Here is a 15,835-nt window from a genome sequence, read left to right on the forward strand (position 1 = left end):
GACTTTCTCAGCAGTGTAGAACGCCAAGCTCCTCGGCTTTTCGCACCATTTCCAGCGTGGAGTGCACGCCGAACATCTGCATCATCGTGTACTTGTGCGCCTCCACCGTGCGCACCGAAAGGCCAAGCTCGGCTGCAATCTGTTTCGACCGCAGGCCTTTGCCAACCAGGCGCAGCACCGCGCACTGCTTCGTGGTGAGATTCTGGATGTCGCGCGCATTGCTGCACAGGAAGCGGGCACCCAACGAAGGCGTGACGTAAGTCGAACCGGCCAGGACCTGCTGGATGGCGTCGATCAGGTCTTCACCCGCCGACATCTTGAGGACGTAGCCGCTGGCGCCGCTGCGCATGGCACTGGACGCGAGCGCTGGCTCCGCGTGCATCGTCAGCAAAATGAAAGGCGTCCGGTTGTTCTCGCTTCGCAACTGCTTGAGCGCATCCAGCCCGCTGCAGCCGGGCATGTTGATGTCGGCGATCACCACATCCGGTTCCAGTCGGCGCACCGTATCGATCAGCGCATAGCCATCAGAAACGACGGCAAGCAGTTCGTAATCTTCCGCCAGGATGTGCTCGATACCCTCGGCCACAATGCGGTGATCATCAGCGATCACTACGCGTGGAGCCGCCTTTCCTGCTGGTAGTGTTGCCGCAGCGGAATCTGTATGCATAACCGTGCTCCCTTGCCCACGCCCGTATAGATGACGAACTTGCCGTTCAACAACCTTGCGCGGTCATCGATGCTGACCAGGCCCAATCCCTTTGAGGCGCCTCGGTTGTCGTAATTGGCATCGAAACCACGACCGTCATCCTCGACGGTCAGGCTTGCGAAATAGCTATCTACTTCAAGAGTGATGACAATCTGCTGCGCGAATGCATGCCGGATAGCATTCGACAATCCTTCCTGCGCTGCCCGATACAATCCCAGCGACACGTCCTCGGGAAGGTTTTCCGTATCCCCGCGAACGTCGACATCAATGGCAGGCCCATTGTGATAGCGCTCGGTCGAGCAAAGACGGCGCAATGCATCGGCAAGGCCCGTCTGCTTGAGCATGCTCGGATGAAGATCGTGCGAGAGCTGGCGGATCGCATCCGACAGCTCATAGAGCTGCCCCTGCAACCGTGTCATGCCTTCGCGCGCCGCTTCCGGCGGCTTGCGTTTGAGCATGCTCAGGAGAATCGATGCCGATGCCAACCGTTGATTGACGTCATCGTGGAGCTCACGCGCGATGCGCGCCCGCTCCTGCTCCTGCGTCGCCACGAGCTGACCCGCCAGCTTGCGTATCTCGACGTGGGTGTCGTTCAGCGCCATGCGAATGCTCGACAATTGCTCCATCGCCTGACCGAGCAAAAGCGACAAGGCAGCGACCAGCATCGTCCAGACCTGCACCACGCGTGTCGTGACACCCACCGAGCCGGCATAGAACGGCCCCTGCCCGGTTTCGCTTATGTAAATCGCCATCATCGCGATGGCCAGCACAACCACGCACACGCCCGCAAGGTGATAGCGCATGGCCGACCAGACGATGAGCGGCGCGGGCATGAGCAACAGCACCGGCTGCAGCGCAGCCAGTTCGCCAAACCATTTCCAGATGTACCAGGTGAACGCCAACGCCAGCCCGAAGAAGACCACGTCGAACGCGCCACCGCGACGTGATTTCTGCAGCAACTCGCCGCGAAGGACGATGCTCGCCCATGCCGGCACGAACAACGTGTATCCCAATGCATGGCTGAGCGCGACGTTCTGCCAGTCTTGCAGACGCGGATCCTGCAGATCGAACCAGTCATTGAGCCAGCCCACCACCGCCGCGCTCAGCAACGGCAAGGCGACCATGCCGAAGGCCATGAATCCGAAGAGGCACGGCCAACGATCGATAGGATCGTCGTGCGAAGGGATGCGCAGGAGGAACCACACCGTGGCCGGGACCAGCACGACCACCGGCAGACCCAGCATGAGCATGCCAGCCGGGCCGGATCCCGTGAGGACGCCGAAGGCGACCAGGCCCAGGAGAAAGCCGAGCAAGCACGCGGGCCAGCAGCGCGCGTGTGCCGTGAGCAAAGCGGCGAACAGCAACCCGCCGGGAATCCACAGAACCGGCGAGCCGCTTGGATAACTCCAAAGCAATGCCGACGCAATCTGCGCGAAGACACCGCCAACGAACATCGCGATGCCCCACACGACAGACGACGAAATACCAGGCACATCCGTTGTCGCGATGCGCATGCAATCTCCTCGACCCAAGGACTGACGCGCCACCCCACTCACCCGGCCATGCTCCCCGTGCCGGATGCGTAAAATTTACAGCAGGGTCCGATGAATGAACCGTGATGAAACGGGGTCAAATTTGCCAATTCATTCCTATATTTACGACGTTACGTAAAACTACTTAAGCACCGCCGACGATTCTTCGCTGTGCGTGCGACAGCGGTCGGTACACCATGCACACGTCGTGCGGTGAGCTGCCCAACACCACCGCAGGCATGGAGACGAAGCCTATGCGTTGGTTACTGGCAGCCGCAGTACTGCTGTGCCCGGCATGGTTGGCCGCCGAACAGGCGCCGGTCCAGCCACCCTCGCCTGCACCCATGCCCTCACCGTGCATCGGCCTTGTCCTGGGCGGCGGCGGCGCGCGCGGTGCAGCCCACATCGGCGTCCTGCAGGTGCTTGAGCGCGAACACATCCCCATCTGCCGCATCACCGGCACCAGCATGGGATCGATCGTGGGAGGTCTCTACGCGGCTGGATACAACTCCACCGAGCTTGAGTCGGTGATCGGCACGCTCGACTGGAAGGATCTCTTTTCCGATGATCCGGCGCGCGCCATCATGCCCATGCGCCGAAAGGACGCTGACTATCGCTACCTGCTCAATTTCGAGGTGGGCTACAAAGATGGACACATCGTCACGCCAACCGGCCTCATCCAGGGACAGAAGCTGATCCTGCTCCTGCGTCGGCTCTTGCTGTCGACATGGGATGTGCACGATTTCGATAAGTTGAATATCCCCTTCCGCGCCGTCGCCACCGATATCGTAGTTGGCAAACCGGTGGTTTTTTCGCAAGGTGACCTGCCCGTCGCGATTCGTTCCAGCATGTCGGTACCCGGCGCATTCGCGCCTACCGTGGTCGATGACACGCTACTGGTCGATGGCGGCCTGATGGACAACGTACCCATCGACGTGATCCGCACCATGGGTGCGCAACGACTGATTGTCGTTGACGTCGGCTCGCCGCTGGACAAGCGAGAAGCCCTGAACAACCCCGTTGCCATCCTCAATCAGATGGTCAGCGCGTTGATGATCGAAAAGACTGAGCGTCAGATCGCGACCCTCACGCCCAATGACGTACTGATCCGCCCGGCGCTTGGCGACATCACGGCCGCGGAATTCAATCGCAGCGCCGAAGCCATTGCCATCGGACGCGCCGCGGCCGAAGCGGCGCTGCCCCAACTTCGCGCCATGGCTGTTTCACCCGAGGTGTGGGCGCGCTACGCCGCGAATCATCGGCAACGCAACTTCGATCCACAGCTCATTGCATTTCTGAACGTCGACATCAACCACACCAAAACAGGCGAGTTCGTTGCCCGAACCATGAGCAAGGAAATCGGCAAGCCATTCGACCCCAAGGTCACCGAGCAGCAGATCGGCAATGTCTACGGGCGTGGCAGTTACCAGCAGATCGACTACCGCCTGCAACAGCGCGATGGCGACCGCGGCCTGCTGATCATCCCCAATGACAAGCCATGGGGCGGCATTTACGGCAAGCTGGGATTCCAGCTCGACGACGATTTCGACGGGCGCAGCGAATACCTGCTTTCCGGCGAAGTGACAGCCACCAATCTCAATCGCTACGGCGCGGAGTGGCGCAACACGGTGTGGATGGGACGCATCACCGGACTGCGCACCGAGTTCTATCAACCGTTCGGCAAATTCGCCGAGACCTACATCCAGCCGTTTGCCTTCGGCCGCAAGGAGAACGTGCCGGCGTACGACCTGGAAGGCGACCAGGAACTGGCCGAATACCGCGTCAGCCGGCGCATCGTCGGCATCGAAACCGGTTGGTCGCCCACAAGCTACTGGCGCATTTCGGCTACCGTGCAACGCGGCCGCGATTCCGGCTACCTGCGCATTGGCAACCCGACGGATTTCCCGGACCAGACCCAGCAGTTCGCGTCCATTGGCGCAAGGATCAACTGGGATACGCTCGACAGCGCTCAGTTCCCGACGCGTGGCGTTCGCTTCGATCTCAGCTATGACAGCTACCGCACGTTCCTCGGCGGCGATCTGAAAGGTGACGTGGCACGCTTCAACGCCGACTGGGTGCCGGACTGGGGGCTGAGCAACGGACGCTATCACCTCTTGCTCGGCCTTCGGCTTTCCAGTGCGCTGGATGACACGCGCGCGCTCGAGACGGAGCAATTCCTCGGCGGCTTCCTGAATCTGTCGGGTTATCCGGAACGCGCACTACACGGTGACCAGGCGGCGTTGTTGCGTACGATCGTCTATCGCCGGACAGGCAAGCTCGACGCGATCTTCTCGACGCCCATCTACATCGGCGCAAGCCTGGAGGCCGGCAATGCCTGGCGCGTGAAGAGCGACGTCAATCTCAATTCGCTGATCTTCGCCGGCAGCATCTTCGCCGGCCTGCAGTCGCCGCTGGGCCCGGTCTTCCTGGGCTATGGCTACGCCAAGGGTGGGCACTCTTCGATCTATCTGACATTCGGATCGATGTTGCGACCGTCGCTGTGAGCCCGGGGCCCGTCAGTCGAACGTGACGGCCAGGCCCAGCGACCAGCCTTCGACATTGGGGCCGGTGACGTAGCGCATGACCGCGCGGGCACGGGAGATCCACAGGGGGTGGTATTTGCTCGTGTCCAGTTCCAGGCCAATACCAAACGACGTCAGGTGCTGGAGATTCAGCGCATCGACGTACTGGCCGAAGTAGTTTGTATGGGCAAACTCGAGCACGTAGCGCACGGGCCGGCCAAGTGCGTGCATGCCCGTCGGCGCGCGCCAGCGGGCCCAGAGGTTGGCATTTTCGTTGCGGGCATGCCCGCGCACCGCCGGCGCCGTGTCGCCGGTGCTGTGCATGTAGATGTTGGTGTAACGAAGCTCGACGTCAATTTCGTACTTCTCGCGATAATGCTCGTAATCAAGCATCAGCGAACCGCCCAGCCCCGTCGACTCAAGACGGCCATGCGCGAGGAAGTCGATGTTCTTGTCGAAGTTATCGTTGACGAAACGCACGCCGAAAGTGACATCGCTGACAACGCGGCCGTAGCTGCCCATGGCGATCGGGCGAAGCACCAGTTCCTCAGCCAGATGGACATCCCAGCCCACGCCCACGGTGGCCACGAAGCTGTTCCACTTGGCCGGTACCCAGCGTTCTTCGATGCCATCGGAGGCGATGAATTTAGGGTCGTAGCGGGCGTAGCCCGCCGTGCCCTCGAGGTACAGCGGGAAATCACGACTCCACGTGAACCCCCCACCCAGGGAAGTGTTGTTGAAGGACGGATTGTCCGTTGTGCCATCGCTGATATGCAGCGAGCCCGACGTCACGTCGGGCGTCTGCACATAGCCCATCATCGCCATCACGCCATTGACTCGCTGCTGCAGGCGGCTGGCAAACACTTCCCGCAGGGGCTGCTGCTGGGCGTGCGCGGTGGAGAAGCCGGCAAGCAAAGCGAACGCAAGCGCACTGCGACCCAGCAAGTGAAGGGGTGAGCCGCCGAAGCGCAGGCCCGGAGTTCTGCGCTGACGACTCACCGCGTGGCTCATTGGGCGTCTTTGCTCTTGGTTTTGGACGTTGAACCCTTGGACTTGGACTTGGCCGCGTCGCCCTTGACCTCAACCGCCACGGCTTCGATGTAGGTAATCCGCACCATGTCACCGACCTTGAGCTTGGCCATGTTTGCCTGGCGCACCGGATCCTTCACCTCGATCGTCTTCTCGTTGCCTTCGGGCCCCTTGAGGGTCACGGTGTGCTTCTGCAGATCGATGGCCGTGAGCGTGGCGGTAATGGTGACCGACTGGCCCACCACGCCTCCTGGCTTCTGGCCTGGCTCCGCACGGCTCGCGCCGCCTTCAACGACGGCATCGGGCTTGACGCTGCCGGCGGGGAGAATGTCCAGCGCGAGGGCGCGATGGTATTTCAGCGTGACCGTATCGCCAGCCTTGAGCTGATCGAGATTGCGTACGTCATCGCCGGCTTCGACGGTGACTTCCTTGCCGTCCTTGCCCTTGAGCGTCACGAACCGGGTCGACTGATCGACATTGATGACCGTGGCGTGGACGACGATGGTTTCACCGACCGCGCGTGGCGCCGTGGTGGACGTGGTCGCGGCCCCCTTGGCGGCGTCTTCCTGCGCGACCGCAACCGTGGAAGCGAGGGCCACGGCAATCGCCATCGGCAACCATGCGTATGACTTGATCATGCTCAATTCTCCTTGGACAGGACGTTCCGCAAGCATCGGCTGCGGGGCCCCCATGGTCAGTCATCGGCATGCCCGCTCACGAGCGCAGAATCACTTGTTCCGGCCCAGTAGTTTTACGGGGTGCAACGTGGCTTGCCGTGCGCTGTCGACGGGCTACGTAGTTTTACTGGGCCGACGCAGGTGGAAGTTCGCTTAACACCGATCACCCCCGGTCGCATGCTGCATGCGATGGCGCGTGCCACGGATGGCGGGCGCCAGTTGCATGGTCGTTGCGCGGGACGGAACCGGAAAGTCATCGCCGGGAACGCTTGCGCAACGCACGATCTCCCCTGCCAGCAAGACAACCTCGTCCGAACTCCCTCGACCCTCCCCCGGTCCGGATCGGGTTGACACCGCCTCGGCAGGGGGCCTATCAGCACGCCGTTTCCCGGAGAGGCATATGAACCTGTCGCGATTGGCCGTTCTTGCCGTCACTACGCTGGTCGTCACGGCGTGTGCGTCGGTCAGTGTCACCAATGAATGGCGTGATCCGGGCTGGAGCGGACCGCCGGCATCCAACGTGCTTGTCGTCGGCGTGGCACGAGGCGACACGACCCGTCGCATCTTCGAAGACACCTTCGTGCAGCAGCTGCACTCGGCCGGATACCAGGCCGCAGCGAGCTACGCATCGATCCCGCCGGGTAGTGACGGTAGTGCCAAGCTCGGCGAACTGGTCAAGCACACCGGCGCGGAAATCATCCTGGTGACGCGACTGCAGCGCGTTGAACAGCGCGTCAACGTCACACCGTCCGGCCCCGGTTACGGCGGCTTCTACGGCTGGTACGGCGGCGCCTGGGCATCAACGCCGAGCGTCACGCAGTACGAAGTGGTGACGTTGGAAACCAGCATCTGGGACGCGCGTTCGGAGAAGCTGGTCTGGACCGTGACGACGCAAGGCCTGGGGACCAACGACATTCCCAAGGCCACGCAGCAACTCGCCGCGACTCTGATCCCCAAGCTCAAGGCTGACGGGGTCCTGCGCTGATCCGGTGCACGTCCATCGCTCGCGGCGCCTTGAGGCGTTCGCGAGCATTGACCCGAAGAGGTGATCACATGAAAGCATGGTCGATGCTGCTGGGCACCGCGCTGGTCGCCCTTGGCAGCCTGTCCGCAAACGCCCAGCAACCTCCGGCGTATCCGGCCCAGGGCCAGAGCGCCGAGAAGCAGGCCTCCGACACGCAGGCCTGTCGAGGCTGGGCGCAGAGCAATACCGGTATTGACCCCAACGTCGCGTCGCAGCCCGCGCCGCAGCAGACGGGCACGACCGTCGGCGGTGGGCAGCGTGCGCGCGGGGCCGTGCGTGGCGCGGCGGCGGGTGCCGTGGTCGGTGGCGTGGCCAACGACGATGCCGGCCATGGCGCTGCCGTGGGTGCGGCAGCGGGCGTGGTCGCGGGGGGCTCCAGGGCACGGCAGGAGCGCCGGGCGGCCAATGCCAATGCCGAAGCCCAGCAATCGTCAGCCATGAATACCTTCAACCAGGCGTACGCCAGCTGCATGCGCGGCAAGGGCTACACCCTCTGAGTCGCGGGCCGGGGACGACCTCCGGCACACCTGCCCGGCCTGGACCAGTGCTAACTTCCCCGGGGTCTACTACCTCGGGGAATGCACCATGCGATTTGCCACACTTGCCTTGCTCACCGGCCTCGTCATTGCCGGTTTCACCGCGCCGGCCTTTGCCAACGACGATGCCACGGACGTTGCGGCCATCCGCAAGGTCATGAGCGACACCGAAGCGGCATGGAACCGTGGCGACATCGAGACCTTTGCCGCCGGCTACAAGGACTCGCCCGACACCACCTTCGTCGGCGCCAGTGTGCGCAAGGGCTTCCAGCCGATCCTCGCCAGCTATCGCAAGAACTACGCGAACAAGGATCAGATGGGCAAGCTCACCTATTCGGATATCGACGTGCGCGTGCTTCCCTGTGCGGACGGCAAGGCGCAGTATGCGATCGTCACCGGTCGCTTCCATCTCGACCGCTCCGCGCACGGCACCGCCGCGAAGGACGATGGCATTTTCTCGCTGGTCTGGGAGAAGACGAAGGATGGCTGGAAGATGATCCACGATCACACCAGCTGACTGGTGAGATCGGTGAATGGTGAAGAGTGAACGGCAAACGGTAAGAGCGCGGAGCTGCAATGCTCTTACTGTTCACCGTTTACTGTTACCCGATTACTGTTCGCCGTTCACTGCGCCGCAGGCGCTCCCATGTACTTCGCACCCTGCACATGCCCCTGGTCATCCGCCAGGCACGTCCAGGGTGCTTGCGCGCCAGGCACCGTGATCGTCACGCCCACGCCGGCTTCGGCAGCGGCAACGTCAGTGACTTTCAGCGTTGACGAATCGAGATTGGTTTCCTTCGCCACCGCCGCCAGGCAGGCGTCGCGCGCGGCCGGATGGTCTTCACCCAGGCTGGCAGCCGGCGTGCCGCCCTGCGCAGCCGTGCCTGACATCGCTGGCGCGTTGACCGTCGAGGCCGGCGCAGTGGAAGGCGTCACGGCGGGATGCGAAGGCGGAATCGCCGGCGCGGAATGCGGGGCGGCCGGCGCCGTGTCGGACGTCGCGTCCTGATCGGACGAATGGCATGCCGCCAGGGTCAACGCGGCACTCGCGCACAACGCGAAAAGAGTGGGCCGATGCATAGGTCGGTGGCTCCTTCTGTTTGAGTCTCACCGACTACACCGGCCCGGCTGTTCCCTGAATGTGAACGGTTGACGCCAACGTTCAGTTAACGACGGCGACCACCACCCATCCGCATGCCGCCACCACCACCAAAGCGACCTCCACCGGAACGCTCGCGATAACCGCCCATGCGTCCCTGGTAGCGATTGTCGTAGTTGCTGCGTTCGAAGTTCGAACCGCCGCGGTATTCACCATTGCGCGCGGCATTGACGTCGGCACCACGATCACGGGCAACGCGATCGGCATCGATGTTGGAGGTATCCGGGCGCTGGGCACGATCGGCCGCGGCCGGCTTGTCGACTGGCTGCCAGCCATTGTCCTTGTCGTACTTGTAGACGTTGCCATCCTTGCCTGCGTAGATCGAATCGTTCGCAGCGACGACGCCGCCCCGGTTCACCTCGCCCGATGCGCGATCATAGGTGACGTAACCGGCGCCCTTGGCATTGCCACCCGCCCCTTGCGTGTTGAATGCACCCGCTGCGCCCGCGCCCTGGTCGGTGCGCCCCGCTGCGCCGGCCGATTGCGTGACGCGCCCGGTTTCCGTGTTCACCGTGGTGCGACTGCCGCCGGCCACGGCATTGCCGGTATACGGGTTGACGGCCGCGCCGCCCTGCCCGGCAACCACGCGTCCGGTTTGCGGGTTATAACGAATGCCTGCCGCTGCCGCCGTCGTCGTCCCGGTGTAGATATTGGTGTTGACGCCGGCACGACCCACGCCGCGACCGCCCGTCGCTTCGTTGTAGTAACCACCTCGCGCACCACGGCCGTAGTTGCCCGTCCAGGGATCGGCCCACGCGGCGCGCTGGCCCTGGACGACGCTGTTGCCCCATCGACCATAGACATTGGCCACGGCAATGCCGCCGCCCCAGTAACCGGGATAGTAGGGATAGTAGCCACCCCAGTAGCCCCACGGGCCCCACCACGGGCCGTACCAGGCACTGGACCATGCCATGCCCCACGCGAAACCAAAGCTCCAGCCCACCCACGGATCCCAACCGAAGGCGACGCCGAAACCGTACGTGGCAGGGCAGCCGTACCAGTAATCAGCCACCCAGGGATTGCAGGCGTAACCGGTGCCGTAAACCACCACGCCGTCACTCACCACCGTGCCGTAGTAACCGGGTGTGTAACCGACATACACGGTATCGCCGTCGTAACCGTACACGCGCACATAGGTGACGTAGTAAAGCGGCGAGCTCGGCGGAATCGCGTAGATGACGCTGGGCACGCTCAAGGCAACGGCCCAGGGCCCATTCGGGCTGCCCGACGTAAACCAGACACCGTTCTGTACGGCAAAGTAGCTGACGTCCGTGACCTTGATCACCGGCACCGCCGTGTTCCATGCGTACGAAAGCGACGTGCCGTCGATGGGTTTGAATTGCGGCTGCCCGTCATAGGTCAGCTGCAGTTTCGCCTGCTTGCGATTGACCGACGCCGTCTGCGGAATCGCGTTGGCAATGAGCGATTCACGTGCTTCCGGTGTATCGGGGATCGACGCGAGAACCGCACTCTTGGGGCTATCGGACGGAATCTTGGCGAAGTCGGGCGGCAGGTTGCGGCCATCGACGAAACGCCAGGGTCCGTTGGTCGAATTCGAGGTGAACCAGCGTCCGGAAATAAGGACATACCAGGCCCCGTCGTGGCCCTGGTCGACGAAGACATCCGACCCGGTGTTGCTGGCGTAGGCGAGCTGGGTGTTAGGCACGGCGTCGAATTGCGGTTCACCGTCAAACTGGATCAATTCGGTTGGCGAACTGCGCAACACGATCTCCGGCGTAACGCCACGATCAAGTGCCGTTTTCAGGGCCGGAGGCGGCTGATCCAGTACATCGACCAGCTTCGCATCCACCGCCTGCTTCTTGGCCTGCTCGAGCGCAGGCGACACGCTGGTCGCGCTTGTCCACTGTGCCTGAAGGCTGCTTGCCGTCATCCAGCGACCGGCCACCGCCAGGTAATACTTGCCGCCCTGCTCCAGCACAAGTGAACGCGTATTGATCACGCGCGACACACCCGTTACGCCGGAGGACTTGAATACCGGCTTCCCGTCGATCAAAACCAGCAAGGCAGGCTGGAAGGCAAACACGATGTCCGGCGGATCATTCTTGACTGCGGCCTTGTTGTCGAACTTCATTTGCTGGCTGATCACCAGCGACGCCTGCAAGGTGTCCAGACTCACTACCTGACCGCCACGCTTGGCAATCTCACGCAGCGCGGCAAGATACGTATCCTGCCTGGCCGTGTCGGTCGGGAAGCTCACCTTCTCCACCGTCAGGTTCGAAAGCGCCACGGTATGCGCCATCTTGTCGGTGTCCGTGCGCGCGCTGAACCACATCACGCCGTAACTGAGCTTGTCATGCTGCTTGCCGTCACTGCCCGTGACCGTGCCGGTACGCACCGCCACGGCAGCACGGCCCTTGAGCTGGTTGCCTTCCCAGCTGTCGAGCTGCGGCTGGTGGATGACCAGATGCTGGCCGCTGACGTCATAGGTGCGCGGCCATTGTCCGGTGCGGGGCGCGTTGGCCGCGCTCGCCGACGGCGTCGGATGGGGCTGCTGTGCCAGCGCGAGCGTCCCGCCGGTGCACACCAGGATCAGAACGAGGATGACGTACCTGAGCTTCAACATGATCCACCTCGATGGGACGAGTTCAACGCCACGCGCTGCCAACTTGCAGATACCAGGCGTGATCGTCCGGACCCCAGGCCCAGTCGACGCCCATGTACATGCCCAATTGCCTTGCGATCAGATAACGAAAGCCCACGCCCTTGGTCGCCTCGTTGTCGGCATCGCCGAAACTGACGCGGCGTCCCCACGCGCGACCGACGCCGCCGAACGCCAGCAATGCCCAGCGACGCGTCAGGTTCCAGCGCATCTCCGCTTCCAGCATCGCCACGGAGGTGTCCTGATACCGCGCACTGGGAATGCCGCGCAGGTCGATAAAGGGCAGCTGATAGAACGGCACGTCACCGCGGGCTGACCGGTAGTCGGCGCGCAAACCAAGGATCCAGCGGTTGTCCGCGAAGGGGATGTAACCGAAGGTGTGTGCGCGATAGGCCTGGTAGGTGTTGTCGCTGCCAATGCCGGGCCCGTAGAAGGTGCCTTCGATCATGGTCAGCATGCCCTTGTTGGGCGTCAGCGTGTTGTCGCGCGAATCGTATTCAATGGCAACGCCCAGACCCGACGACTTTTTGGCGAACTCCTTCGGTTTGAAGTACTGATTGTCGCTCTCGAAGTTGAGTTTGCTCTCGAGGTCGATGTAGATCCACTGCGCCGACACATACCACTTGCTGAAGCCAAGACGCCTCGACACACGCTGGAACAGCATCACGCCATCCAGGTTGTAGCCGATCTTGTGCGACGGCAGCAGACCGGCCTGGGTGTAGTAATTCAGGTTGACTGACGCCTTGCCACCCCCCACCGAATAGCGCCAGGCATCGTCCTTGAAATGGAACTTGCCGCCGCCACCGCCGCCCTTGGTGCCGTTTTCCGTCGCGGCGACGCCGAAGCCATAGATGTCCGGCGGAATGACGTCACCACGATCCCTGGACTCCTGCGACTGCCTGGGCCGGTGGAACCACACGGCCGATGCGCCGAGGCCATTGCCGACGGCGGGCTCGGTGATGATGATCGGCACCAGCAGGAATCCGCGGTGCTGCAACAGCCAGCGTGACATGTCGAAGGATCCGTCCTGTGGATCCTTCAACAGCTGCCAGAACGTCTGTTTCGGCGGAGCATCGTCCGTGGTGGGTTTGCTGCTGACGGCGTCGGTGGATTTCGACACCGGCTCCGTCGTTTTCTCGGCAATGGGCGAAGCGTCCTGCGCAGCCACCGAAGTGGAATGGACGAACGCCATGCCCAACGCGACCAGCAGCGCATACCGCAAACGAAAACGCGTTCCGACAACAAACGGTCCTTCCATGTGCTGGCTCATCCTCATCCATCCCCATGGCAGGCGGTTATTGGTCGGGCGTGACTTCTTTCCAACTGCTGTCCGGGTCGAACTTGGTCATGGCCGTCGCGATCTTGGCGCTGTCCTTGCCAAGGTCCTTCTCGAAGATCTCGCCGTCGTGACTGACCATGAAGGTCATCACGCCGGTGCGCCCGTACTGCGAGGGGTAGCCAACCAGTGCAAAGCCGTTGCGCATCTTTCCGCCGACGACGTAGTTGTAGGCGCCGCCAGGCGCGGACGCACCTTGCGCCGTCAGCACATGGAACTGGTAGCCGTTGAATCCTTCGCCCTGCTTGTGGGATGCGAACTCGGGGCCAAGCGGGCTCTCCGGCTCGCCGTCCTTGTCTGGCCAATACAGTCCGTCGTGCTTGCCGGGCGAGCTGATCAGTTTCTCTGCATAGACCGGAAGACCGACGAACTTTGTCGCCAGCGTCGCGTACTCGCGCTGTGCGTCGTAGTACGCCAGCATGCCCTGCATGACGGCCAGTTCGTTGGCGCCGATCCGGCGGGCCAGGATCTCGTCCTTGCCGCCCTTGACATCGAAATGCCAGCCGTCGGCTTTCTTGACCAGCGGGATGGGCAAGCTCCAGGTGTCCTTGCCGACTTCCAGATGCGATGCCTTGTCATCACCGACGATGCGGTGCGATTCGTTGTAACGCGACAGGAAAGTATCGAGGTCTTCCTGGTCGATGCCTTCCGTGGGAATGAACGTTTTCCAGTCGGCGCCAAGAAGATTCGACAGTGCCTTCTCGTCATGCGACTTGATGGCCTGGACAAAGGCTTCGGCCGCTTTGTCCGCCGAAGGGAACGCTTCCTGCGCAAGGACGCTGCCAGCCATCGCCAGCGCGGCAACTACCAGCGTCGGCAGCAGGGAACGGGTGATCGATGAGCGCATCATGGGCATTTCCTCTATCGACGGCCACGGCCACCGCCGCCACCACGCGACGGACTGGGACGGGATACCTGGCGACCCGACGACGAGGGCCGCTGGCTACGGAAGGACTGCTGGCTCGACTGTCCCCGCTGCATCTGCGAACGGGAAGCCGAGGGCTGCTGCACACCACTGAAGGCGCTGCCGCGATTGGACGACGCCTGGCGATTGCCGGCCTGACCGCCGCGATTGAAGTCACCGCCGCCGCGATTGCCGAAGTCACCGCCACGATCGGCCGTTCCTGCACGGTTGCCGCCGCGATTGGCGGTATTGCCGCGATCGCCACCGATGCCCTGCGAGCCTTGCCGGTTACCGGCACCCGCGCGGTCGCGCGAGGCCACGTTGTCCCGGCCCGCGCCCTGGTTCTGGCGAAGGTTGGACGCGGCGCCGCCACCCGTGCTGCGATTGAAATCGTTGAACGCATTCTGGCGCTGTGCATCGCGCGAATCGGTGCGCCCGCGATATGCCTGCCGCTGATCCGCGCCGCCGACGCCCGGCGAATACTTCTGGCGGCTGCCGGAATCGCGATAAGGCGTACCACGCCGGTTCTCGGCGTTGTGGTTCCAGCCGACGTTGCCGTTACGGTTGCCATTGCCGCTAATGCGATTATTGGTGTTGATGTTGTTGTAGCGATTGACGTTGATGTCGACGTCACCACCACCCCAGTTGCAACCGCCCCAAAGCGAGTTGGTGATCGCGATGCCAGCGCCAAAGGCAAGGCCCGCGGCGAGCCCGCTCATCACCGGATACGCGTATCCCGGCGGCGGCGGCCAGTACGGCGGCGGGTAGCTCGGGTAGGCCCATGAGCCATACACCACAGTGGGGTTGTAGCTCGGCACGTAGACCACTTGCGGATTGGTCGGCTGGATCTCGATCACCGTGGTATCGGGCGTCGACTGCTGCACGACCACCTTCTGCTGATCGTTGGATTTCAGGTTGCCGGCCTTCTGGGCCTGTGCGCGCAAGCGCTGCACCGAATCCATCACGTCCTTGGGTTGCGCCAGAAAGGCATCGCCGACGTTCTGGACCCAGTCCGGCTGTTGGGAGAACTGCGCCAACACCTGCGGAAAGGCGACGAGCGACTGCACGCTGGGATCCCACGGCTGATTGGCGACTTCCTTGACGGCTTCGTCACCTTGCGACTTCGGGTGCGCCTTCGACCAGGCCGCCGCTTCCGCCACATCGCTGGGATACGTGGTCGCCATCAGGATCTGCGACAACAAGGCATCCGGATACAACGCGATCGGAGCGAGCAGCTGATCGAGCTGTTCCTTTTTGAAGACCGGGGCGCTCTGGCTGCTCGGGGCGGCCTGCGCGCTCGATGGGGATGGATTGCTTTGTGCACCCGTGGGCCCGGACATGATGCCCAGCATCACGAACAGCAATCCCGTGGAACCCGCTCGCCAGATCTGGCTGTTCATGCGCTCACTCCCATCGGCGTTGGATCGGAAGTGCCTGCCAGCGAATGCACCGCCGCAGCGATACCACTGCACAGGCTTTCACAGCTTGTGACCACGTAGCCGGCATCGCCAGCGCATTTATGCGTGCCGTGCTTAAGCAAATTTACCTATCGGTGATCGATCTCCATGACGCGGCTGTGCAAGGCGCCATCGGGGTGCGGACGCGCCCTGGCAAGAAGCCTCTGGAGCGTCTGCCGCCGTGGCGCATGTGAACCGGTCGTACGTAGTTTTACTTAGGACGCTGACGTACAAATTCACTCGCCTCACCACGCCCGGCATGGTTCGATGACTTCATGACGGTGAAGGAATGCCAGCGGACGCCGACTCCGGGCGAGGGGCACAGGCGCCGGC

The 15,835-nt window shown here is 62.9% G+C and carries 13 protein-coding genes; 4 read left to right on the forward strand and 9 right to left on the reverse strand.

The genetic code is table 11. The features are described from left to right. Positions 1-7 precede the first annotated feature (7 nt). Together EYV96_RS04700 and EYV96_RS04705 are read right to left on the reverse strand one after the other, a co-directional pair. Positions 8-586, reverse strand: a complete 579-nt coding sequence (locus tag EYV96_RS04700) for a response regulator (RefSeq protein WP_240732343.1) — start codon at positions 584-586, stop codon at positions 8-10. A gap of 23 nt (positions 587-609) precedes the next feature. Further along, positions 610-2,220: a sensor histidine kinase gene (locus tag EYV96_RS04705; RefSeq protein WP_131150320.1), complete on the reverse strand. Its 1,611-nt coding sequence runs from the start codon at positions 2,218-2,220 to the stop codon at positions 610-612. A 272-nt stretch (positions 2,221-2,492) separates the two neighbouring features. On the opposite strand from EYV96_RS04705, the gene EYV96_RS04710 reads away from it, so the two are divergent. Continuing rightward, positions 2,493-4,742 carry a patatin-like phospholipase family protein gene (locus EYV96_RS04710; protein ID WP_165488594.1) on the forward strand — a complete coding sequence of 750 codons (2,250 nt, stop codon included), beginning with the start codon at positions 2,493-2,495 and terminating at the stop codon, positions 4,740-4,742. Positions 4,743-4,754: 12 nt separating this feature from the next. Here EYV96_RS04710 and EYV96_RS04715 read toward each other — a convergent pair whose 3' ends face one another. Together EYV96_RS04715 and EYV96_RS04720 are read right to left on the reverse strand one after the other, a co-directional pair. After that, a complete protein-coding gene (locus tag EYV96_RS04715) occupies positions 4,755-5,759 on the reverse strand; it encodes a hypothetical protein (RefSeq protein ID WP_205746090.1) in 1,005 nt (334 codons plus the stop codon). 8 nt (positions 5,760-5,767) lie between these two features. After that, complete coding sequence (locus tag EYV96_RS04720; RefSeq protein WP_131150322.1) at positions 5,768-6,427, reverse strand: hypothetical protein; 660 nt, start codon at positions 6,425-6,427, stop codon at positions 5,768-5,770. A 439-nt stretch (positions 6,428-6,866) separates the two neighbouring features. On the opposite strand from EYV96_RS04720, the gene EYV96_RS04725 reads away from it, so the two are divergent. The 3 genes from EYV96_RS04725 to EYV96_RS04735 all read left to right on the forward strand — a co-directional run bounded on the left by EYV96_RS04725 (position 6,867) and on the right by EYV96_RS04735 (position 8,543). Continuing rightward, positions 6,867-7,451 carry a DUF4136 domain-containing protein gene (locus tag EYV96_RS04725; protein ID WP_131150323.1) on the forward strand — a complete coding sequence of 195 codons (585 nt, stop codon included), beginning with the start codon at positions 6,867-6,869 and terminating at the stop codon, positions 7,449-7,451. A gap of 68 nt (positions 7,452-7,519) precedes the next feature. After that, positions 7,520-7,987: a glycine zipper domain-containing protein gene (locus tag EYV96_RS04730; protein ID WP_131150324.1), complete on the forward strand. Its 468-nt coding sequence runs from the start codon at positions 7,520-7,522 to the stop codon at positions 7,985-7,987. An 88-nt stretch (positions 7,988-8,075) separates the two neighbouring features. Beyond that, positions 8,076-8,543: a YybH family protein gene (locus tag EYV96_RS04735; RefSeq protein WP_131150325.1), complete on the forward strand. Its 468-nt coding sequence runs from the start codon at positions 8,076-8,078 to the stop codon at positions 8,541-8,543. Positions 8,544-8,650: 107 nt separating this feature from the next. Here the strand turns inward: EYV96_RS04735 and EYV96_RS04740 are convergent, their stop codons facing one another. From EYV96_RS04740 to EYV96_RS04760, 5 genes are all read right to left on the reverse strand, one after another. Continuing rightward, complete coding sequence (locus EYV96_RS04740; protein WP_131150326.1) at positions 8,651-9,106, reverse strand: hypothetical protein; 456 nt, start codon at positions 9,104-9,106, stop codon at positions 8,651-8,653. Between the two features lie 86 nt (positions 9,107-9,192). Further along, positions 9,193-11,769, reverse strand: coding sequence for a hypothetical protein (locus EYV96_RS04745; protein ID WP_131150327.1), 2,577 nt, complete (start codon positions 11,767-11,769; stop codon positions 9,193-9,195). A 22-nt stretch (positions 11,770-11,791) separates the two neighbouring features. Continuing rightward, on the reverse strand, positions 11,792-13,063 hold the full coding sequence (locus EYV96_RS04750) for a BamA/TamA family outer membrane protein (protein ID WP_131150328.1): 1,272 nt from the start codon (positions 13,061-13,063) through the stop codon (positions 11,792-11,794). Positions 13,064-13,100: 37 nt separating this feature from the next. Beyond that, on the reverse strand, positions 13,101-13,991 hold the full coding sequence (locus EYV96_RS04755) for a DUF2950 domain-containing protein (RefSeq protein ID WP_205746091.1): 891 nt from the start codon (positions 13,989-13,991) through the stop codon (positions 13,101-13,103). A gap of 11 nt (positions 13,992-14,002) precedes the next feature. Then, positions 14,003-15,445, reverse strand: a complete 1,443-nt coding sequence (locus EYV96_RS04760) for a DUF3300 domain-containing protein (protein WP_131150329.1) — start codon at positions 15,443-15,445, stop codon at positions 14,003-14,005. Positions 15,446-15,835: the final 390 nt, after the last annotated feature.

It is taken from the genome of Dyella terrae (assembly GCF_004322705.1).
Classification (GTDB): domain Bacteria; phylum Pseudomonadota; class Gammaproteobacteria; order Xanthomonadales; family Rhodanobacteraceae; genus Dyella_D; species Dyella_D terrae.